The sequence below is a fragment of the Corynebacterium coyleae genome (assembly GCF_030408635.1).
Taxonomy (GTDB): domain Bacteria; phylum Actinomycetota; class Actinomycetes; order Mycobacteriales; family Mycobacteriaceae; genus Corynebacterium; species Corynebacterium coyleae.
The window spans coordinates 2292871-2314081 of sequence record NZ_CP047198.1 but is presented as its reverse complement, the minus strand read 5'-3'; the positions used below and the strand labels follow the sequence as shown (position 1 = coordinate 2314081).

Sequence of the window (21211 nt, the reverse complement as noted above, 5' to 3'; positions counted from 1 at the left end):
GTAACGTGAACGTGTCTTTTGCCTGAAAACACGTCTCGAGGGGAATGCATGAACACTCGAACCTCCGTGCGCCGCAAACTCACCGCGGTGCTGGTCGCGATCCTCAGCGCGATCTCCATCGTGAGCGCGCCACAGGCCGCCGCGGCCAACCGCGACTGGCTGCGCCCCGGCTGCACCTGGGACCGGGTCGGCTACTGGGTCCAGCGCTGCAACGTGTGGTCGGCCGCAATGAACCGCCACATCCCGGTACAGATCCAGCCCGCACAGCGCGGCGGCAACGCGGGCCTGTACATGCTCGACGGCCTGCGTGCGACGGAGCGCACCAACGCGTGGCTCAACGACGTCAACGCGGCACGCACCTTTGTTAACCACAACATCACCCTCGTGCTGCCGGTGGGTGGACAGTCGTCGTTCTACACCGACTGGAACGCCCCGGCGACCTACGACTTCAACAACCCGGTGACCTACAAGTGGGACACGTTCCTGACCAAGGAGCTGCCGCCGTACCTGCAGCAGCACTTCGGCGTGTCGCCGACGAACAACTCCATCCTCGGCCTGTCCATGGGTGGCACCGCCGCGGTCAACCTGGCTGCGCTGCACCCGAACCAGTTCCGTCAGGTGCTGTCCTACTCGGGCTACCTGGCCACCACCATCCCGGGTGGTCAGACCGCGCTGCGCGCCGCGCTTCTCGACGGCGGCATGTACAACGTCAACGCCATGTGGGGCTCCTCGCTGAACCCGCGCCGCTTTGAAAACGACCCGTTCCTGAACATGGGCAACCTGCGCGGCAAGGACGTGTACGTCTCCGCAGGCTCCGCCGTGCCGGGCCCGGCCGACGAGAAGTACCTGCCGCAGCACCGCGCCTCCGGCATCGCGCTCGAGGGCGTTGCCAACGCGACGACGCGCGCCTGGTCCGCCAAGGCCACCGTGACCGGCGTGAAGCACACTGCCGTGTTCACCCCGACCGGCCTGCACAACTGGGATCAGTTTGGCAGCCAGCTCGAGGCCACCAAGCCGCGCATCCTGAATGTGATGAACGCCTGGTAGTTCCCGGATTTCCAGCCAGGTGAGGGCGCGTGCGGATGTGTTCCGCACGCGCCTTTTGTTGTTTGTAGAGGTGTTTGCGGAAGTGTTTGCAGTAACGCCCCGCGTGTCGCGCTCGATTAAACCCTCAAGTGAAACTTAAGATTTAGGGCGATACTCTTGTGACACAAGTAGCCCGACGAGGTAGGAGACTCATGCGAGACAACCGGATCACCCCCACCAGGCTCACCGCAGCCCTGCTGCCTGCCGCGCTGGCTCTCACGCTGGCGCCGTCGGCCGCAGTCACCGCCCAAGCACAGTCCTCGGACCTGTCGTCGCTGTCGTCGAACCGCGGCATCTCCGACGGCCTGCGCCCGTCCGACCCGCCAAAGCGCACTCCGATCGAGGTGGAGAAGAACCCCGAGATCCCCGGCCTGCCGGAGGGCGTGAAGGTGGACCGCATCGAGTGGATCACCAGCCGTCGCGTAGCCGTGTTTATCAAGTCCGCGGCCATGCCGAAGGAACTCATCCAGGTGCAGATCCTGCTGGCACGTGACTGGCACTCCAACCCGACCGCGAAGTTCCCGGAAGTGTGGGCGCTCGACGGCCTGCGCGCGCGTGACGACGAAAACGGCTGGACCATCGAAACCAACATCGAGCAGTTCTACGCCGACAAGAACGTCAACGTCATCCTCCCGGTCGGCGGCGAGTCCTCCTTCTACTCCGACTGGCAGCGGGAGAACAACGGCAAGCACTACAAGTGGGAGACGTTCCTGACCAAGGAGCTCGTCCCGGTGCTGAACAACGAGTTCCGCTCCAACGGCAAGCGCGCCGTTGTCGGCCTGTCCATGGGTGGCACCGCCGCAGTCAACCTGGCTGAGCGCAACCCGCACCTGTTTAACTTCGTCGGCTCGTTCTCCGGCTACCTGGACACCACGACCACCGGCATGCCGTCCGCGATCAAGGCCGCGCAGCTGGATGCCGGCGGCTACAGCGCCGAGGCCATGTGGGGCCCGCTGGGCTCCCAGGACTGGATCGACCACGACCCGAAGCTGGGCATTGAGAACCTGAAGGACATGACGGTGTACGTCTCCTCCGGTTCGGGCCGCGACGACTACGGCAACGCCGAATCCGTGGCCAAGGGCCGCGCGAACGCTGCCGGCATGGGCTTGGAGGTCATCTCGCGCCTGTCCACCCAGACGTTCGTGGACTACGCCTCGCGCACCTCCGTCAAGCCGATCGTGCGCTTCCGCCCCTCTGGCGTGCACTCGTGGGAGTACTGGCAGTTCGAGATGGCACAGGCATGGCCGTACATCGCTAACGCCCTCGACGTGCCGGAGGCTGACCGTGGCTCCAAGTGCAACCCGATCGGTGCGATCGCAGAAGAGACCAAGTCCGGCGTCATCGGCACCTGTGTCAACGACGAGTACAACGCGGGCAAGGACGGCAAGGGCAAGGCCCAGGACTTCCGCGGCGGTACTGCGTTCTGGTCCCCGAACACCGGCGCGCACGCCCTGTACGGCGCAATCCTGGCCAAGTACAACGCGCTCGGCGGCGCCGCTGGCTGGCTCGGCTTCCCCACCACCGGCGAGCTCCAGGCACCGGACGGACAGGGCCGCTTCGTCCACTTCGAAAACGGCTCCGTCTACTGGACCGCGAACACCGGCGCCTACGCCATCCCGGGCGACATGTTCAAGGCATGGGGCGCCAACGGCTACGAGACCGGCGACCTGAAGTACCCGGTCGCCGAGGCCAACAAGGTCGGCGACGGCTACGTGCAGAAGTTCCAGGGCGGCTACCTCACCCGCAACCCGGACGGCAAGCACTACATCGTCCACGGTGCGATCGGCGAGAAGTACGGCGAGATCGGCACCGCCACCTCCGAGCTCGGCTACCCGAAGTCCAACGAGATCGCCATCAAGGGCGGCTTCTTCCAGGAGTTCGAGCACGGCAACATCTACTGGTCCGCTGCCACCGGCGCCCACACGATTCTCAAGGGCGACATCTTCAACGAGTGGGGCAAGCGCGGCTACGAGCAGGGCGAGCTCGGCTGGCCTGTGAAGGACATGGCGAAGATCCCGGCTGGCGGTCTGACCATCGACTTCCAGCACGGCACGGTTGAGCAGGTCAACGGCGTGGTCAACGTAAGGAAGAAGTAATGCGCAAATTCGCCCTTTGCTTGACGACGATCACCTGCACCGCCGCCCTCACCGCCTGCGGTGGAGCCACCGTGGACTCCGAGGACGTCACCGAAACTGCGGCCACCTCAGCCACGGAAACGGCCACCTCGGCCACTGAGTCGGGTACCGCGTCCGCGACGGAATCCGCGACGGGGTCGTCGTCACGCAATGGCGCCGGCGACCAACCCGCACGGGAAGTGGAAACCGTGCCCACCCAGGTGCCTTCATACGCGCCGGAGGAGCAGGCGTTTCTGGATCACCTCAGGCAAAACGGGGTGAACGTCGACGGTCTTGAAGACCAACTCACAGCAACCGGGTTTACCGTGTGCGACGACGATACGATCACCCGCGACGCCGTCGCCGGGCAACTGGTCGAACAACGCCGCACCGACATGGACGCAGGCACCGTAGCGACCCTGCTCAGCGACACCGCCCGCGCCAACCTGTGCGGCTAACCCCGCACGTGTAAGGAGTTTTCATGCGCCGATCGCGCAACGTTGTCGTCGTCGCTGCCGTGATTGTGGTGCTTGCGCTAATCGGCCTAGGTATCTACCAGTGGCGCACCACCACCGACAGCGACCTGCCGTCGGCGAGCAAGCCACCAGAGTCGAGCGCGCCCGAGCGTGTCGACGAGCCCGACTGGTGCCCCGCCGTCGAAGTCATCTCCGTGCCGGGCACCTGGGAATCCGCGGCAGACGACGACCCGTTCAACCCCCAGGCCAACCCGGCCAGCTTCATGCTGTCCATCACGCGCCCGCTGCAGGAGATGTACGACATCAACCACGTGCGTGTGTTCACCGTCCCGTACACCGCGCAGTTCCGCAACATCCAAACCGCGCACGGCCGCGCCGAGATGACCTACGACGACTCCCGCGCCGAGGGCACCGCGAAACTGCGAGGCGAACTGGACTTCGTGGCGCGCACCTGCTCGTCGACAAAGTTCATCATTGCGGGCTTTTCGCAGGGTGCGGTGATTGTGGGGGACGTGGCGTCGTCGATAGGCAATAGCGAGGGTCCGATCAACCCGGACCGTCTGCTCGGCGCGATGATGATCGCCGACGGACGCCGAGAAAACGGCGTGGGCATCAACCCCGGCGCCGAAGTGCACGGCACCGGCGCGGAGATCGTCCTGCAGCCGCTGCAGCGCGTCGCCGACGCCGTCACCCCCGGCGCCACCATGACCGGACCACGCCCCGGCGGCTTCGGTCTCGTGGAGGACCGTGCCTACGAAATCTGCGCGCCGAACGACACCGTTTGCGACGCCCCACTGGGTGTAGGCAACGCGATCGAACGCGCAAACGCACTCATTTCGGCCAACGGCAATCATGCACTATATGCCACAAATCCGGACGTGATTCCGGGCTCGACAGTGCCCGAGTGGGCTGTCAATTGGGTCCGTGACGTGGTAGAGAGTTTGTAACTCGAATACAGGTGTAAAACAAGGAGTTTTTCGATGGATCTTCAGCAACTGACCGCCCAATTCATCGGCCCCGACGGCGACATCGCCCTGCCAGAACACTTCACCCTGCCCCGACTCGCCGAAATGATCCACCAGGCCCAACTGCAGGCCGGCGGCGGCGACGCGATCAACGTCCGCGCGTGGGACTTTTCCACCGACCCAGCTGGTGTGGAAACAACGTTCACCCGCTCCGAGGTCAACACCCGCATCAAGGCCGTCGCAGCACGCCTCGCCCAGGTCGGCGAGCCGGGCGCACGCGTCGCGCTGATGGCGCCGAACTCCGCCGAGTACGTCTTCGGCTTCATGGGTGCGCTCTACGCGGGCCAGGTGCCGGTGCCGCTGTACGACCCGACCGAGCCGGGCCACGAGGGCCACCTGCGCGCAGTGCTTGGCGACGCCGGCGTCCAGATCGTGCTCACCAACTCCGCCGCCGCCCCCGCTGTGCGCCGCTACTTCGCCGACCTGCCCGGCACCGAGCGTCCCCGCGTCATCGCCGTGGACTCCCTGCCGGACACGCTCGCCGAGTCCTACCAGCCAATCCCGCCGGTGCCGGGCGAGGACACCGCGAACCAGATCTGCTTCCTGCAGTACACCTCCGGCTCCACCCGCAACCCGGCAGGCGTGATGATCACCAACGAGGCGCTGGTCACCGACGTTCTGCAGATCAACGACGCGGTGAAGTTCGAAACGCCGATGCGCATCCCGACCTGGCTGCCGCTGCACCACGACATGGGCATGATCGTGGCCATGCTCGGCGTCGTGCTGGGCCAGGAGATTGAGATCTTCGCCCCGCGCGACTTCATCCAGCAGCCGAAGCGTTGGGTGGAGCGCCTGTCGCGTCGCGACGACGACCTCGCCGACATCCACGTCTACACCGTGATCCCCAACTTCGCGCTGGACCTCGCCGCCCGCTACGCCGCGCCGGAATCTGCGGACCAGTACGACTTCTCCGCCGTGGAGTGCATCATCATTGGCTCCGAGCCGGTTACCCGCGCGGGCGTGACCGCGTTTATCGACGCGTTCAGCGCCTCCGGGCTCGACCGCTCCGTGCTGCGCCCGTCCTACGGCCTGGCCGAGACCACCCTGCTGGTATCCACCGACCGCACCGATGAGCGCCCGAAGTTCATCGAGTTCGACCGCGACGCACTCGCAGAGGGCAAGGCCGTCCCGGCCGAAGGCGGCGTGGCTACCGCGTCGAACGGCCAGCCGGTGAACTGGATGCACTTCGCCATCGTCGACCCGGAGACCCGCAACGAGGTCGAAGACGGCACCATCGGCGAAATCTGGGTCCACGGCAAAAACGTCGCCGCCGGCTACCTCGACCGCCCGGAAGAGACCGCCGCAACGTTCCACAACACCATCGGCGAAACCATCCAGGACGGCATGCCGAAGGACAACTGGTGCGCCACCGGCGACCTGGGCACCATGCTCGACGGCCACCTGTACATCACCGGCCGCGTCAAGGACCTCGTGGTCGTGGCGGGACGCAACCACTACCCGCAGGACATCGAAGCCACCGTCATGGAGGCCACCGACCACGTGCGCAAGGACTCCGTCGCCGCATTCGCAGTGCCTGGCGACGACGTCGAGCGCCTCATCATCATGGTCGAACGCGCCGACAACGCCTCCGCCGACGGCGACGCAGCCGCCATCGACGCCATCCGCTCCGCCGTCACCGCCAAGCACGGCATCGCCCCGGAGGTCGTCGAGTTCTACGGTCCGGGCGAGATCGCACGCTCCTCGGCAGGCAAGATCGCCCGCCGCGTCAACGCGAAGCGATTCACCGATCGCGAACACGCTGCAACGCAGTAACAAAACCCCGCCGGTGGGCGATAGTCTGAGCTGTTATGAACGAGCATGATCTGATTCAGTGGCTCACCAGCTGGGTTGAGCGCGCCACCGGCGTAGATAACGTCGACCCGACCACGCCGCTGGAGACCTACGGCCTCGCATCCCGCGACGCCGTGATCCTCTCCGGCGAACTGGAAACGCTCCTCGGCCGCCGCGTAGACCCGACCATCGCCTACCAGTACCCGACCGTCGCCGCGCTCGCCGCAGCGCTGACGGCGGTGAAGACGGAGGGGCCGGTGAGGCGTCGTCGTCAAGCAAATGCCACCCCGGGAACCCACGACATCGCCATCATCGGCTCCGCCGGCCGCTTCCCAGGCGCCAAAAACAACGCCGAATTCTGGCAAATGCTCATCGAAGGCCGCTCCGGCACCGGCCCACTTCCCGCACCACGCTGGGACGAATACCTCGGCGACCCCGTCGTCCGCACCAAAATGTCGGAAGAAAACACCGACGGCGGCTACATGGACGGCATCGCCTCCTTCGACCACGAATTCTTCGGCGTCTCCCCACTCGAGGCCCAAAACATGGACCCGCAGCAACGCATCATGCTCGAAGTTGCGTGGGAAGCCCTCGAAGACGCAGGCCTCGCACCCAGCAAGCTGCGCGGCGAACCCGTCGGCGTGTTCGTTGGCTCGTCCAACAACGACTACGGCATGCTCATCGTCGCCGACCCCGCCGAGGCGCACCCGTACGCGCTAACCGGCGCATCCTCCGCGGTCATCCCGAACCGCATCTCTTATGCCTACGACTTCCGCGGCCCGTCCATGAACGTGGACACCGCCTGCTCCTCGTCGCTGGTGTCGGTGCACCACGCGGTGCGCGCGCTTCGCGACGGCGAAGCCGACGTCGCCCTAGCCGGCGGCGTGAACATCCTGGCCAACCCGTTTGCCTCGCTTGCGTTTTCGGAGTTGGGCGTGATCTCGCCGACCGGGCGCATCCACGCGTTTTCCGACGACGCCGACGGCATCGTCCGAGCCGACGCCGCAGGCTTCATCGTGCTCAAGCGTGTCGACGACGCCATCGCCGACGGCGACAACATCCTCGGCGTAATCAAAGGCTCGGCCACCAACTCCGACGGCCACTCCAACGGCCTGACCGCCCCCAACCCAGACGCCCAGGTAGACGTGCTGCGCCGCGCCTACGACGACGCCGGCGTGGACCCGCTGCAGGTCGACGTGGTCGAAGCCCACGGCACCGGCACCATCCTCGGCGACCCGATCGAGGCCACCGCACTCGGCGAAGTCCTCGGCCGCGGACGCGACGCTGGCTCGCCGCTGCTGCTGGGGTCGGCGAAGTCCAACATCGGCCACTCCGAATCCGCCGCCGGCGTCGTCGCGCTGATCAAGGTGATCGAGGCGCTCAAGCACGACACGATTCCGGAGTCCATTAACTTCACCGCCCCAAACCGCTACGTCGACTTCGACACCGAGCGCATCGAGGTCGTCCAGGACCCGCGCGAGTGGCCGCGCTACTCCGGCCGCCGCATCGCCGGCGTGTCCGGCTTCGGCTTCGGCGGCACGAACGCGCACGTGGTCGTCGCCGACTTCGACCCGGCCGACTACGACACCCAGGCACCCGAAACCGAGCCATCCTTCGAGGGCGTGGCTGCGGCGGCGTTGCCGGTGTCGGGCCTGCTGCCCTCTCGTCGCAAGGAAGCTGCCGGCGCGCTCGCCGACTTCCTCGAAGGCCGCCCCGACACCGACCTGATCCCGGTGGCGCGCTCCCTGGCCAAGCGCAACCACGGCCGCTCCGCCGCCGTCGTCCAGGCCACCACCACCGAAGACGCCGTCAAGCGCCTACGCCAGGTCGCTGCCGGCAAGATCGGCCCCGGCATCGCATCCGCCGACGCACCGACCCCGATGGGCCCCGTCTTCGTCTACTCCGGCTTCGGCTCCCAGCACCGCAAGATGGCCAAGGAACTCATCGCCCGCTCGCCGCTGTTCGCCCGCCGTATGCGCGAACTCGACGAGATGGTCAAGTTCCAGGCCGGCTGGTCCATGCTCGAGATCATTGAAAACGACGAGCTGACCTACGACACCGAAACCGGCCAGGTCACCATCACCGCCATCCAGATCGCCCAGACCGACCTGCTGGCCTCCGCCGGCATCACCCCGGCCGCCACCATGGGCATGTCCATGGGTGAGATTGCCGCAGCCTACGGTGCCGGCGGGCTGAGCGACGAGGACTGCATCCTCATCGCCACCGCCCGCGCCCGCCTCATGGGTGAAGGCGAAGAAATGATCGCCGGCACCGACCAAGAAGGCGCGATGGCAGTTGTGGAGTTGTCGCGCGAGGAGCTGGCGGAGTTCGTCGATAAGCATGAGCAGGCTGCAGGCGTTGAGCCAGCCGTCTACGCGGGCCCCGGCATGACCACCGTCGGCGGGCCGTCGAAGGCCGTCGACTACATCGTCGAGGCACTCACCGCTGAGGAGAAGTTCGCCCGCAAACTCAACGTGCGCGGCGCCGGCCACACCAGCGCGCTCGACCCGATCATGGGCGAGCTCGCCGGCGAAATCGCAGGCATCACCCCGCGCCCGCTCACGGTGCCACTGTTTACCTCCGTCGACCGCGGCGAGGTCTACCAGCCCGGCCAGACCATCCACGACGACGCCTACTTCCTGCGCATGACCCGCCAGCCGGTCTACTTCCAGGACGCCACCGAAGCCGCGTTTGCCGCCGGCCACACCACGCTTGTGGAGATCACCCCGAACCCGGTTGCACTGATGGGCATGATGAACACCGCGTTCGCCGCCGGCCAGCCGGATGCGCAGCTGCTGTTCACCACCAAGCGCAAGGTCGACGAGCTCGAGTCGCTTTTGGACCTCGCCGCGAAGCTCTACGCCGGCGGCGTGCCGGTGGACTTCGGCGCCTTCTACGGCGCAGGCAAGGTCATCGACGCGCCGGGTATGGCGTTTAAGCAGGTGGATCACTGGACGCCGGCGAGGCCGTCGTCGGCAAGCACGTCGCTTTTGGGCTCCCGTGTGACGCTGCCGAGCGGCGAGGTTGCGTTCGCGACCGCCGCCGACCAGGTCTTCAGCCCGCACCAACTCATCGAGTCCGCTGCGGCCGAGGTAGCCGAGGGGGCGCGTGTCGTCGCTACGGAAGAGCACGGCTACCTGCCCGCCGACGGCGAGGTGACCACTGTGGTGGCGTCCTCGCTCGGCGGCGTGTCCGTCAAGGTGTACGACGGTTCTGTGCTGGTCGCGGAGGGTTTCGCCTCCACCATCGACCGCGCCCCGGTTCAGGGCGTCATGGAGCCCACGCGTATCGACGACACCCCGGCCGCCGCCTCCGACGAGGACCAGGACGACATCGACGCCGTGCGCTGGGACCCGACCTCCGGCGAGACCGTTGCCGAGCGCCTGCGCGGCATCGTTTCCGAATCCATGGGCTACGACCCCGAGGACCTGCCCGACGAACTGCCGCTCATCGACTTGGGCCTTGACTCCCTGATGGGCATGCGCATCAAAAACCGGGTGGAAAACGACTTCCAGATCCCACCGCTGCAGGTGCAAACGCTTCGCGACGCCTCCGTCGCCGATGTCATCCGCATCGTCGAAGACGCCGTCGCAGGCCGCACCGATGCGCCTCAGCCGATGGCTGTCAACGACGAGGCGCGCGACCCGGCCGCTGCTGCCGAAAAGACCCAGGGCGTGGGCGTCGCCCCGCGCGACGCGTCCGAACGCATGGTGTTCGGTGCCTGGGCGAAGTACGCCGGTGCGGCGGCTGCTGGTGTGACGTCGGATTTGCCGGAGATTAGTAAGGAGCAGGCGGGCGAGATCGCCGCGCACCTGACCGAGCGCTCCGGCATCGAGGTCACCGCCGAGGATGTGCTGGGCGCCGAGACGCTCGAACCGCTTGCGAACAAGGTCCGCGAGGGCCTGGAGACCCCGGTCGACGGCAACATCCGCGTCTTCCGAGATGGCGACGCCGCCAAGAACCCTGTCTTTATTTTCCACCCGGCGGGCGGGTCGTCGTCGGTGTACGCGCCGCTGGCCCGCCGCCTGAATAAGAACGTCCCGGTCTACGGCGTCGAACGCCTGGAGGGCTCCCTCCAGGAGCGTGCTGCCGAGTACGTCAAGGACATCGAGCGCATCGCAGGCGAGCGCAAGGTCATCCTCGCCGGCTGGTCCTTCGGCGGCGCCCTGGCCTACGAGGTCGCATCCCAGTTGGGCAACGACAAGATCGACTTCATCGCGCTTTTGGACACCACCCAGCCGTCTGAGCCGATCCCCGACACGCTCGAGGAGACCAAGGCGCGCTGGGGCCGCTACGCCGCCTTTGCCAAGGAAACCTACGGCCTGGACTTCGAGGTGCCTTACGAGCTGCTCGAAACCGCCGGCGAAGAAGCGCTGCTGACCATGCTCACTGAGTTCCTGGCCAGCACCGACGCCTCCGAACACGGCCTGGCCGCCGGTGTCCTGGAGCACCAGCGGGCATCGTTCGTGGACAACCAGATCCTCAACCACCTCGACTTCACCCGCTGGGCCGACGTCGACGTGCCGGTGCTGCTGTTCCGCGCCGAGCGCATGCACGACGGCGCCATCCAGCTCGAGCCGAACTACGCCCACATTGACGAGGACGGCGGCTGGGGCGCTATCGTGAGCGACTTGACCATCGTCCACCTGCCCGGTGACCACTTGGCGGTTGTGGACGAGCCGGCGGTGGGCATCGTCGGTAAGCACATGAACGCATGGATCGAAGGGAAGCGATGAGTACCGCCGACAAACTCGCCGACCTGCGCGAACGGCTAGACAAAGCGCAGGACCCGGGCTCGGAACGCTCGCGCAAGCGTCGCGACGACGCCGGCCGCACCACCCCGCGCCAACGCATCGACGCCCTGCTCGACGAGGGATCCTTCGTCGAAATCGGCGCGCTCGCCCGCACCCCCGGCGACCCGGACGCCGTCTACTCCGACGGTGTGGTCACCGGCTACGGGCGCATCGACGGCCGCCCCGTCGCCGTCTACGCCCACGACAAAACCGTCTACGGCGGCTCCGTCGGCGTGACGTTCGGTCGCAAGGTCACCGAGGTCATGGAGTTCGCCATCAAGATCTCGTGTCCCGTGATCGGCATTCAGGACTCCGGCGGCGCCCGCATCCAGGACGCGGTGACGTCGCTGGCCATGTACTCCGAGATTGCCAAGCGCCAGCTGCCGCTGTCGGGCCGCGTCCCGCAGATCTCGATCATGCTGGGCAAGTCCGCCGGCGGCGCCGTCTACGCCCCGGTGACCACGGACTTTGTCATCGCCGTTGACGGCGAGTCCGAGATGTACGTCACCGGCCCGAACGTGATCCGCGAGGTCACCGGCGAAGACATCACGTCCGCCGAACTCGGCGGTGCGCGCGTACAGGAGCAGGCCGGCAACATCCAGGCCGTGGTGGCTACGGAGGAGGACGCCTTCGACTACGTCAAGGACCTGCTGGCCCACCTGCCCACCTCCACCTTCGACGCGGCCCCCGTCGTGACGGCCCCCGCGGACGAGGAGTTGGACGACTCCGCACTCGATTCCTTCATGCCCGACGACACCAACGCCGGCTACGACATGATGGATCTGCTCGTGCAACTTGGCGACGACGAAGACCTCGTCGAAATCCAAGGCGGCTACGCCGAAAACCTCATCTGTGCCTTCGGCCGCATCGACGGCAAGGCGGTCGGCTTCGTCGCCAATAACCCGATGTACGCCGCTGGCTGCATCGACGCGGACGCCGCCGACAAGGGCGCGCGCTTCATCCGCACCTGCGACGCCTACAACATCCCCATCGTCTATGTCGTGGACACCCCCGGCTACCTGCCCGGCGTGGAGCAGGAGCGCGAAGGCCTGATCCACCGTGGCGCGAAGTTCGCCTTCGCCGGCGTGGAGGCCACCGTGCCTAAGGTGACGCTGGTCGTGCGCAAAGCCTACGGCGGCGCGTATGCGGTGATGGGGTCGAAGAACCTCAACGGCGACATCAACCTCGCCTGGCCCACCGCCCAGATCGCCGTGATGGGTTCGGCGGCGGCGGTGGTGATGCTGCAGGGCAAGCAGCTCGCCGCCATCGAGGACCCTGATCAGCGCGAGGCCATGAAGAAGATGTTCATGGACTTCTATGACCAGGAGATGACTTCCCCGTACGTGGCTGCTGAGCGGGGTTACATCGACCAGATGATCGAGCCCAATCAAACACGCATTGCTTTACGACGAGCCCTTCGCCAATTGGTCACCAAACAAGAATTCGACCTTCCTAAGAAGCACACCATCAGCCCCCTGTAAGAAAGGCCCTTCTTCTATGCTTTCCTCCACCCTCGACCTGTTCGGCGACCTTGTCAGCATGGTCATCTGGTTCATCAACGGCATCCAGACGGGTGATCCGCTCTGGAACTTCGGTTCGAGCTTCTAGGCTTTCTTCGCCCAGAGTTTTGCGATTCCGCGCCAGCCGAGCATGAGCAGCGCGGACATGGTCGTCGCCACGATGATGAACGACCAGTGGGGGATCGAGCCGTTGCGGATGCCCCAGATGACCAGGCCGGTGATCACGGTGACCGGCCAGATGATGCCGCCCTTGTTGTCACGGGCGATCAGCCATCCCAGCGTCACACCCAGGGCGAACGGCCACAGGGTGGACAGCCAGCCGGTGAAGTTGAACGGCATGGTTTCGGATTGGTGGGCGGCGCGTGCGAGCAGCGCGAATACCGCGATGGCGACGTAGTCGGCCGCGATCGCGGTGGGGCGTGTGATTCGTTTCGTCATACTCGCAGATGGTAGCGCCCGAACAGCGCGTCCATGATTCCGCCGGGCCTAAACACCGGGTACCCGCGCGGTGAAACCCACACCGGCCGGCCCCGGATCCGTTCGATCCTTCCGCGCCGGTTGGTGTGGCGGGGATCGTCGTGGTTGACCCGGTTGTGGTACCTGCACAGCGGCACCAGGTTGGCCAGGTTGGTCTCGCCACCCTGGGACCACGCCGTGATGTGGTGGAACTCGCACAGATCTGCAGCTATCCGGCACCCGGGCACGGGGCACATCGGGGTGGCCATGCGGGCCAGGTCGCGCTGTTTCGCATTGGCCACGCGTTGCGTGCGATACAGGTTCACCGGCCCGGCCTCCGGGTGCACGAGCGCGACCTCGGTCGGAAACGTCTCGCCTAACAATGCCGCGACGTATTCGGCGCCGGTGATGGTGGTGCCGTCGGAAAGTGCGAGCAGGACGTCGTCGCCGTGGTCGGCGAGGATTGTCACGTGCTGGTCCGCCGGCACCGCCACGATCGGGCGCGGCGCCTGCACCTGCACCCCGCCGCCCGCGGTGAGCATGTCGGCGAACCGGGCGAACATTTGCGGGCCCGCCGGCTTCGACGCGTCCAGCCCGGAGCGCAACTGCTTTTCCAGTGCTGCCAGCACGTGTTCGTCGCCGCAGCCGGAGAACTTCCGCTTCCCGCCGCGTGAGGCAGAGAAGCGGAAGGCGTCTTCGGGGGTGCGGTCGTCGTCGGGAAGCAATTCGCGTGCGGCTTTCTGCACCGCCCGGTAGTCGCCGCGCACCTCCAGCAGCGCAAGCCGCGGCGCCCAACGCTCGTTGACTGGCAGGCGCTTCAGGCGGCGCTCGATGGCCACCAACTGGTGCAGCGAGAACCCCCGCGCCCGCTCCAGCGCCACGGCCTGCTTGCGGGTGTAGGCGGTGCGGCCGAAGTACACCTCGCGCAGCCCCGCCCACGCGGACACCTGCGCCGGGTCGAGGCCTGCCTGGAGAGCGTACTGCTCGTCGAAACCGGCGAGCGCATCAACGGCGCTGGCCAGCGTGTCCACGAGAGCAGTAAATGAAGTCATGCATTTCAACCTAAAGCGCCGGCCAAACTTGCGCAACGGCCCTGTGGATAACTCGCGATTATGCCGTTGGTTTATCCACACGTCCCAGGTAGACGGCGGAATAGACGATCCAGCCGATGGCGGTCACGAGCGCAAACGAGATGGCGCGGTAGATGACGGTAGCGGCGGTGGCGTCGGCAAGCGAAAGGCCTCCGGCGACGAGCATGCCCACCGCAACGGGCTCCACCGTGCCCAGGCCGCCGGGCGTGACCTGGGCGGATCCCGCGAGTTTGGTCATGATGAACGCCAAGCAAATACCCGATAGCGAAATGCTTGACGACGACACCGCCCACACCGCACACACCATCGTCGCCAAGTCGAGCAGCCGGTTACACAGCGACAGTCCGGCCGCCCCCGCGAAGGCTGGGGCGGAGATGCGGATGGCGGCAACCTGGTCGATTACCGCCACGGCGCGCTCGTGCACGCGCGAGGGCAGGAAGCGCACCCAGCGTTTGAGCACCGCAGGGTTGAGCGTCGCCCAGAACACTGCGGCGATGGTCAGCGCGGCCGCCACCAGCGACAGCACGAGCGACGTCACCGACAGGTCGGCACCCAGCAGCACCACGGCGACGATGCCGATGAGCACCAGCCACACCGTGGACAGCGCACCGGAGACGACGAAGAACCACCCGCACAGGCCCGTCGACGCGCCCCACGAGCGGTGCACCCGGTACGTCAGCCACGCCGATAGTGCCGGCCCGCCCGGCACGGTGGTGGACCACGCGTTGGAGGCGAACACGATCGCGTTCGTGCGCGCCACCCCCGTGATGCGGCCTTCGACGTTGAGCAGGATCTGCATCACCCCGGCCATCGCCACCAGCGCCAGCAAGGCGGTGACCACCGTGCCCAACAGTGGCAGCGGCGAAGCGGACCGAACGGCGCGCCAGGCGTCGCCGAAGAACGGCATCTGGTCGCGGAGTACTACCAGCACCACCACAACCAGAACGACCGGGGCGAGCCAGCGCAGCCAGGTCCTAGCGTTCAAGTTCTTTCTTCTTCAGCTGCTCGAGGGCGCGGCGCTGCTCGATGTCGCGCATGAGTTCGCTAAACGGCACCAGCGTCGCGTCCTCTTCGACGGAGACGCCGGCGCGGCCGGGCAGGGTGTCAACGACCATGTGCTCGATGGGGGTTTCGGTGGGTGGTGTCGTCGATACGCCAGAGCCCTCGCCGAGCGCACCCGCGGCACGTTTGACCCAGCGCGGCGCCCACCAGTTGTCCTCGCGCAGCAGGTGCATGACACCCGGCACGAGCAGGAGGCGGATGATTGTCGCGTCGAGGGCGAGCGAGAAGATCATGCCGTAGGCGATGTACTTCATCATCACAATGTCCGACAGGGCGAACGCGGCGGCGACCACGATCATGATGGCGGCCGCGGCGGTGATAATCCCACCGGTATGCGCGGTGCCGTCCTTGATGGCGTCGTCGGTACGTGCGCCGTCTTGGCGGGCCTCCACCATGCGGGAGACCAGGAACACTTCGTAATCGGTGGATAGGCCGTAGAGGATGGCGACGATGAGCACCAGGATCGGGCTCATCAGCGGGCCCGGCGTGAAGTTGAGCACCCCGGCGCCGAGCCCGTCGACGAACACGGCGGTGAGGAAGCCGAGGGTGGCGCCGATGCCGAGGATGTTCATGATCACGGCCTTCGCCGGCAGGATCAGCGACCCGAACACGAGTGCCATGAGCAAAAACGTTGCCAGCACCATGTAGACGCCCATCCACGGCAGGCGCTCCAGCAGCGCTTCGATGGATTCGACTTCCATGGCGGGGGTGCCACCGACGTAGGTGGTCACGCCCTCCGGCACGTCAATCTCACGCAATTGCTTGACGACGTCCGCCCCACCGTCCCTGTTCTCCAACGGCGCCGACAGCACCGTGATGTCGCCTTCGGTGGGGTAGTCGGGCTTGAGCGGGCGGGTGAAGCCGTCGATGGCGCGGGTCTGCATGACGATCTGGCCGAGCTGCGCGTTGTCGGCGCCCTGGACCACGAGTTTCACCGGGTCGGTGCGGAAGGCGGGGAACTCTTCGTTGAACTCGTCCTGCGCTTGGCGGGTGACCTGGTTGGGCGGCAGGTAGGTTTCGTTGATGCCGCCGAACGCGATGCCGACAATCGGCACGGTCAGGGCGATGAGTAGCGCCGCCACCCCGACGACGACGGGGCGGGCGTGGCGCATCGCCCAGGCGGGGATCTTGTACCAGACCGTATCTTCCATGCTGCGCTCTTTGCGACGACGCACGGACAGGAAATCGATCTTGGGGCCGAGCATGCCGAATAGCGCCGGCAGCACCGCCACCGAAATCACGGCGGCGAGCACGACCGCGCTGATCGCGCCGTAGGCCACCGATTTGAGGAAGGCCTGCGGGAACATAAGCAGGCCGGACAGCGCGACGCCGACCATGAGGGCGGAGAAGAACACCGTCTTGCCGGCCGTGTTGGTGGTCACGGCGACGGCCTCTTCGGTGTCCAGGCCGCGGTCGAGTTCCTCGCGGAAGCGCGACACCATGAACAGCCCGTAGTCGATGGCAAGACCCAGGCCGAGCAGCGTAATGATCGACTGGGAGAAGATGTTGACCTGCTGGAACTGCGCCAGCACCGCCAGCAGCGACAGTGAGCCGATGATGGACAGGATGCCCACGATCAGTGGCATCGCCGCGGCCACCACGCCGCCGAACACAAACAGCAAGATGATGGCGACGAACACCAGGCCGATCTTTTCGGCGCGCGCGATGTCGTCGGCCATGCCGGTGTCCAACGCGTCGGCCACGGCGGTGGCGCCGGCGATCTGGGCGGTGCCGCCAGGGACCTCCAGCGCCTCGAGCGCGGGCTGGATGGTGCGGAAGTCCTTCAGCGTCTGCTCGCCGTCGCCCTTCAGCCCGATCGCGGCGAACGCCTTGGTGTGATCGGCGTTGACCAGTTGCGGGTTGGGACGCTCGAAGTAACTGGTGATGTGCGCGATCTGGTTAGGGTGCTGCGCCTTGAGCTCCCCCAACTGCGCATTCACCTTATCGACGACCTCCGGCCTGTCCACCCCATCCGGCGCCGCCACCAGCAGGATCACGTCGCCGGAGTTGTCGCGGCCGAACGTGTCGTATTCGATCTGCGCCGCCGTCGTCGAATCTGCGCCCGGGTCCTCCCAGCCTTCCTGGGAGAGGCGGTCGGCGAGTTTGGATCCGAACAGCACTTGCATCAGCAGGATCAGCGCGATGACGATGACCGGGATGATGCGGCGGTGGCGGTAGGCGAAGTGGCCCCACTTGTAAAACACGGCGGGCTCCTAGTCTTTCGGGTTGTGCACAAGCGCCTTGAGCGGGCGGAACGGCTGCAGCCAGGCGCCCTCGTCCGGCAGTTTGTCCAGGTGGACGCGCGGCAGTGGGTTTTGGAACACGCCCGGGATGTCTTCGAGGTCCACGAAGGTGACGTCGGGGGAGTTCACGGCCCAGGAGGCGTGTTCGTGGAAGCCGAGGACGGTGACGGGGATGTTGTCGTCGATAAGTTCTTGCAGGAGTTCTTGGAAGTTCTGTCCGTCTGCGGATGCGACGACAACGCCTTGGAGCACGCCTTCTTTACGACGACGCTCTATGTGGTCGATCATGTCACCGTCCACATCCGAGTCTTCCTCGCTCTTCGGCTTAGCAAAGACGGCGAAACCGACGTTGCGCAGCGCTTCCACCCACGGGCGGATCGAGTCGGCGCCGGCGGGGGAGACGTTGGTGAACACGGTGGCTTCCGGCTCGACGTCGTAGCCGAGTTCGTCGGAGCGGTCGGCGGCAAGGTCGATGAGCCAGCGGCCGATGGCGTCGAAACGCGGGCGGTGCGCTGCAGTCGGGCGACCACCCAGGATGGCGCCGAGGCCCATGTCAAGGTTCGGGGCGTCCCACACCAGCAGGTAGCTATCCGGACCGGCCGGCGCACCCGGGGTGTAGGGGTGGGTCATTGCCTGCAGGTCCATTACTTCTTCTCCCACAGGTACTCGCGGATCACGTGATCCTTGTCCAGGCCTTTGCCTTCGAACTTGGTGATCACCTGGCGGTCCGTCAGCATCGGCGCCTCGTCCCACGGCCAGCCCTTGTACTCCAGCATCGGCTCCACATTGACCAGTTCGTCGATCCACTCGGCGTAGTCGGCGTGGTCGGTGGCCACGTGCAGCACGCCGCCCGGCTTCAGGCGCGTGGCAATGAGGTTGAGGGTGCCGGACTGGATGATGCGGCGCTTGTGGTGGCGCGCCTTCGGCCACGGGTCCGGGAAGAAGATGCGCACGCCGTCGAGGGATTCCTCGCCGAACATGCGGGCCAGCACCTCCACGCCGTCGCCGCGCACCATACGAATGTTGTCGATGCCGCCGCGCACCACCGCGCCCAGCAACTTCGCCAACCCCGGCTTGTACAGCTCCACGGCAACCACATTGGTGTCCGCCTCGAGCGGGGCCATCGCCGCGGTGGACGTGCCGGTGCCGGAGCCGATCTCCACGATGGTGGGGTGGCCGGCGCGGCCAAACCAGCCGTCGATATCAATGCGCTCGTCCGAGCCCTCCGCCAGCACCTTGCCCAGGCGCGGCCAATGCTCGTTGAACAGAGCCTCCTGGTTATCGGTCAGCGTGCCGCGGCGAAAGGTCACGGAGCCCAGGCGCGGGTAGTCCAGACCGGTTTCAAAATCAGTTTGCAATGGGCGGCCAGCGGGCAACTCGCCCGTGCCCGACCGCGTGTTTTCAGAATTATTCATCGTGTTTATTGTCCATATGAACAGGTCAAACGCAAGTGTCCCGGCGAGGGGTGAGGGGCCGGGTTGTCACCCCCGTGTCGTCGATACGCATGCACCCCTGTCGGGGGTAGCGCGTTACCCCCGCCCAAAGTATTATGAGTGCTCGGGCGTACTGGTTATATCCACTATGCTGTGGAAGTGCCCAAGGTTTGGCTTGAAGAACACACATTTCGATACTCTTGGGACAAAACGCAACGATTATTGGGGTTGCCGTGCGCCACGCACTGGCAATAACCAGTTACACAAGGAGTGCACATGACCGCCGAAGTCAAGCGCCTGGAGGGCCAAGCGCCCACCGACAACGAACACCTCATCGACTGGATTAACGAAGCCGTCGACCTGTTTGAGCCGGAGAAGGTGGTCTTCGCAGACGGCTCCGACGAGGAATGGAACCGCCTGGCCGACGAACTCGTCACCGCCGGCACGCTCATCAAACTCAACGAGGAAAAGCGCCCCAACTCCTACCTGGCGCGCTCCAACCCCTCCGACGTCGCCCGCGTCGAGTCCCGCACCTTCATCGCCACCGAAAACGAAGAAGATGCCGGCCCGACCAACAACTGGATGAAGCCCGAAGCGCTCAAGGAAGAAATGCTCGAGCACTTCGCCGGATCCATGCGTGGCCGCACCATGTACGTTGTCCCGTTCTGCATGGGCCCGATCTCCGACCCGGACCCGAAGCTCGGCGTGCAGCTCACCGACTCCGCTTACGTGGTTATGTCCATGCGCATCATGACCCGCATGGGCACCCAGGCGCTGGAGAAGATCCAAGGCGACAAGTTCGTCCACTGCCTCCACTCCGTTGGCGCCCCGCTCGAGCCGGGCCAGGAAGACGTGGCCTGGCCGTGCAACGACACGAAGTACATTTCCCAGTTCCCAGAGACCAAGGAAATCTGGTCCTACGGCTCCGGCTACGGCGGCAACGCCATCCTGGCCAAGAAGTGCTACGCCCTGCGCATCGCATCTGTGATGGGGAAGGAAGAGGGCTGGATGGCTGAGCACATGCTCATCCTGAAGCTCACCAACCCGGAGGGCAAGAAGTACCACGTTGCCGCTGCATTCCCGTCCGCTTGCGGCAAGACCAACCTGGCCATGCTCACCCCGACCCTGCCGGGCTGGGAGGCCGAGGTTGTTGGCGACGACATCGCGTGGATGAAGCTGCGCGAAGACGGCCTCTACGCCGTCAACCCGGAGAACGGCTTCTTCGGCGTCGCCCCGGGCACCAACTACGCCTCTAACCCGATCGCCATGAAGAGCATGGAGCCGGGCAATGTGCTGTTCACCAACGTTGCTCTTACCGACGACGGCGACGTCTGGTGGGAAGACATGGACGGCGAAAAGCCTGCGCACCTGATCGACTGGCGTGGCGAGGACTGGACCCCGGAGTCCACCAGCAAGGCCGCCCACCCGAACTCCCGCTACTGCGTCGCTATCGAGCAGTGCCCGTCCGCAGCACCGGAGTTCGACGACTGGCAGGGCGTGAAGATCGACGCCATCCTCTTCGGTGGCCGCCGCCCCGACACCGTCCCGCTGGTCACCCAGGCGCACGACTGGGAGCATGGCACCATGATCGGCGCGATGCTCTCCTCCGGCCAGACCGCAGCCTCTGTCGAGGCGAACGTCGGCTCCCTGCGCCACGACCCGATGGCGATGCTGCCGTTCATGGGCTACAACGTGGGCGACTACTTCCAGCACTGGCTCGACATGGGCAAGAAGGGCGGCGACCGCATGCCGTCGATCTTCCTGGTCAACTGGTTCCGCCGCGGCGAGGACGGCCGCTTCCTGTGGCCGGGCTTTGGCGAGAACTCTCGTGTGCTCAAGTGGGTCATCGACCGCATTGAGGGCAACGTCGAGGCCGAAGAGTCCGTCGTTGGCTACACCGCCCGCGCCGAGGACCTGGACCTCGAAGGCCTGGACACCCCGATCGAGGACATCCGCGAGGCACTCACCGCCGATCCGGAACTGTGGAAGGAAGACGTCGCGGATTCCCGCCGTTACCTCGAGAGCCTCGGCTCCCGCATCCCGCAGGAGATCTTCGACCAGTTGAAGAAGCTCGACGAGCGCATCCACGCCGCGAAGTAACCCCTTGCCCGCCCACGGGTG

The 21211-nt window shown here is 66.0% G+C and carries 14 protein-coding genes; 8 read left to right on the top strand and 6 right to left on the bottom strand.

Features of this window, described 5'->3' with window-relative positions; all coding sequences use genetic code 11:
- Positions 1 to 48: 48 nt before the first annotated feature.
- The 7 genes from CCOY_RS11140 (at position 49) to CCOY_RS11110 (ending at position 12766) form a co-directional block, all read left to right on the top strand.
- Positions 49 to 1047 carry an alpha/beta hydrolase gene (locus CCOY_RS11140; protein ID WP_070453278.1) on the top strand — a complete coding sequence of 333 codons (999 nt, stop codon included), beginning with the start codon at positions 49 to 51 and terminating at the stop codon, positions 1045 to 1047.
- A gap of 191 nt (positions 1048 to 1238) precedes the next feature.
- Positions 1239 to 3182, top strand: a complete 1944-nt coding sequence (locus CCOY_RS11135; protein WP_070423322.1) for an alpha/beta hydrolase-fold protein — start codon at positions 1239 to 1241, stop codon at positions 3180 to 3182.
- Positions 3182 to 3658 carry a hypothetical protein gene (locus CCOY_RS11130; protein ID WP_092100848.1) on the top strand — a complete coding sequence of 159 codons (477 nt, stop codon included), beginning with the start codon at positions 3182 to 3184 and terminating at the stop codon, positions 3656 to 3658. Before CCOY_RS11135 ends, CCOY_RS11130 begins: the two co-directional genes overlap by 1 nt.
- A gap of 23 nt (positions 3659 to 3681) precedes the next feature.
- A complete protein-coding gene (locus tag CCOY_RS11125; RefSeq protein WP_070423320.1) occupies positions 3682 to 4623 on the top strand; it encodes a cutinase family protein in 942 nt (313 codons plus the stop codon).
- 33 nt (positions 4624 to 4656) lie between these two features.
- Complete coding sequence (locus CCOY_RS11120; RefSeq protein WP_092100846.1) at positions 4657 to 6474, top strand: FadD32-like long-chain-fatty-acid--AMP ligase; 1818 nt, start codon at positions 4657 to 4659, stop codon at positions 6472 to 6474.
- Between the two features lie 35 nt (positions 6475 to 6509).
- Positions 6510 to 11228: a type I polyketide synthase gene (locus CCOY_RS11115; RefSeq protein ID WP_092100844.1), complete on the top strand. Its 4719-nt coding sequence runs from the start codon at positions 6510 to 6512 to the stop codon at positions 11226 to 11228.
- Entirely contained in the window at positions 11225 to 12766 is a 1542-nt protein-coding gene (locus CCOY_RS11110; protein WP_092100842.1) for an acyl-CoA carboxylase subunit beta, read from the top strand. The genes CCOY_RS11115 and CCOY_RS11110 overlap by 4 nt, the downstream gene beginning before the upstream one ends.
- Positions 12767 to 12889: 123 nt before the next feature.
- On the opposite strand, the gene CCOY_RS11105 is transcribed toward CCOY_RS11110, so the two are convergent.
- The 6 genes from CCOY_RS11105 to trmB are packed head-to-tail and all read right to left on the bottom strand — an operon-like array spanning position 12890 to position 19072.
- Positions 12890 to 13243 (bottom strand): DUF3054 domain-containing protein, encoded by a 354-nt coding sequence (locus CCOY_RS11105; protein ID WP_224213411.1) that lies wholly within the window; start codon positions 13241 to 13243, stop codon positions 12890 to 12892.
- Positions 13240 to 14313, bottom strand: a complete 1074-nt coding sequence (locus CCOY_RS11100) for an HNH endonuclease signature motif containing protein (RefSeq protein WP_092100840.1) — start codon at positions 14311 to 14313, stop codon at positions 13240 to 13242. Before CCOY_RS11100 ends, CCOY_RS11105 begins: the two co-directional genes overlap by 4 nt.
- A 58-nt stretch (positions 14314 to 14371) precedes the next feature.
- Positions 14372 to 15337, bottom strand: a complete 966-nt coding sequence (locus CCOY_RS11095; RefSeq protein ID WP_092100838.1) for a lysylphosphatidylglycerol synthase transmembrane domain-containing protein — start codon at positions 15335 to 15337, stop codon at positions 14372 to 14374.
- Complete coding sequence (locus tag CCOY_RS11090; protein ID WP_092100836.1) at positions 15327 to 17618, bottom strand: MMPL family transporter; 2292 nt, start codon at positions 17616 to 17618, stop codon at positions 15327 to 15329. The genes CCOY_RS11095 and CCOY_RS11090 overlap by 11 nt, the downstream gene beginning before the upstream one ends.
- Before the next feature lie 9 nt (positions 17619 to 17627).
- A complete protein-coding gene (locus CCOY_RS11085) occupies positions 17628 to 18302 on the bottom strand; it encodes an NYN domain-containing protein (RefSeq protein WP_092100834.1) in 675 nt (224 codons plus the stop codon).
- Positions 18302 to 19072 carry a tRNA (guanosine(46)-N7)-methyltransferase TrmB gene (gene trmB, locus CCOY_RS11080; RefSeq protein WP_070423312.1) on the bottom strand — a complete coding sequence of 257 codons (771 nt, stop codon included), beginning with the start codon at positions 19070 to 19072 and terminating at the stop codon, positions 18302 to 18304. Before trmB ends, CCOY_RS11085 begins: the two co-directional genes overlap by 1 nt.
- Before the next feature lie 294 nt (positions 19073 to 19366).
- Between trmB and CCOY_RS11075 the strand changes: the two genes are divergently transcribed.
- Entirely contained in the window at positions 19367 to 21190 is a 1824-nt protein-coding gene (locus CCOY_RS11075; RefSeq protein WP_092100832.1) for a phosphoenolpyruvate carboxykinase (GTP), read from the top strand.
- Positions 21191 to 21211 lie beyond the last annotated feature (21 nt).

Coding starts and splice junctions, on each gene's coding strand:
- trmB (WP_070423312.1), bottom strand. CDS start 19,072: ATGAATAATTCTGAAAACACGCGGTCGGGCACGGGCGAGTTGCCCGCT.
- CCOY_RS11110 (WP_092100842.1), top strand. CDS start 11,225: ATGAGTACCGCCGACAAACTCGCCGACCTGCGCGAACGGCTAGACAAA.
- CCOY_RS11125 (WP_070423320.1), top strand. CDS start 3,682: ATGCGCCGATCGCGCAACGTTGTCGTCGTCGCTGCCGTGATTGTGGTG.
- CCOY_RS11135 (WP_070423322.1), top strand. CDS start 1,239: ATGCGAGACAACCGGATCACCCCCACCAGGCTCACCGCAGCCCTGCTG.
- CCOY_RS11100 (WP_092100840.1), bottom strand. CDS start 14,313: ATGACTTCATTTACTGCTCTCGTGGACACGCTGGCCAGCGCCGTTGAT.
- CCOY_RS11120 (WP_092100846.1), top strand. CDS start 4,657: ATGGATCTTCAGCAACTGACCGCCCAATTCATCGGCCCCGACGGCGAC.
- CCOY_RS11115 (WP_092100844.1), top strand. CDS start 6,510: ATGAACGAGCATGATCTGATTCAGTGGCTCACCAGCTGGGTTGAGCGC.
- CCOY_RS11075 (WP_092100832.1), top strand. CDS start 19,367: ATGACCGCCGAAGTCAAGCGCCTGGAGGGCCAAGCGCCCACCGACAAC.
- CCOY_RS11105 (WP_224213411.1), bottom strand. CDS start 13,243: ATGACGAAACGAATCACACGCCCCACCGCGATCGCGGCCGACTACGTC.
- CCOY_RS11140 (WP_070453278.1), top strand. CDS start 49: ATGAACACTCGAACCTCCGTGCGCCGCAAACTCACCGCGGTGCTGGTC.
- CCOY_RS11085 (WP_092100834.1), bottom strand. CDS start 18,302: ATGGACCTGCAGGCAATGACCCACCCCTACACCCCGGGTGCGCCGGCC.
- CCOY_RS11130 (WP_092100848.1), top strand. CDS start 3,182: ATGCGCAAATTCGCCCTTTGCTTGACGACGATCACCTGCACCGCCGCC.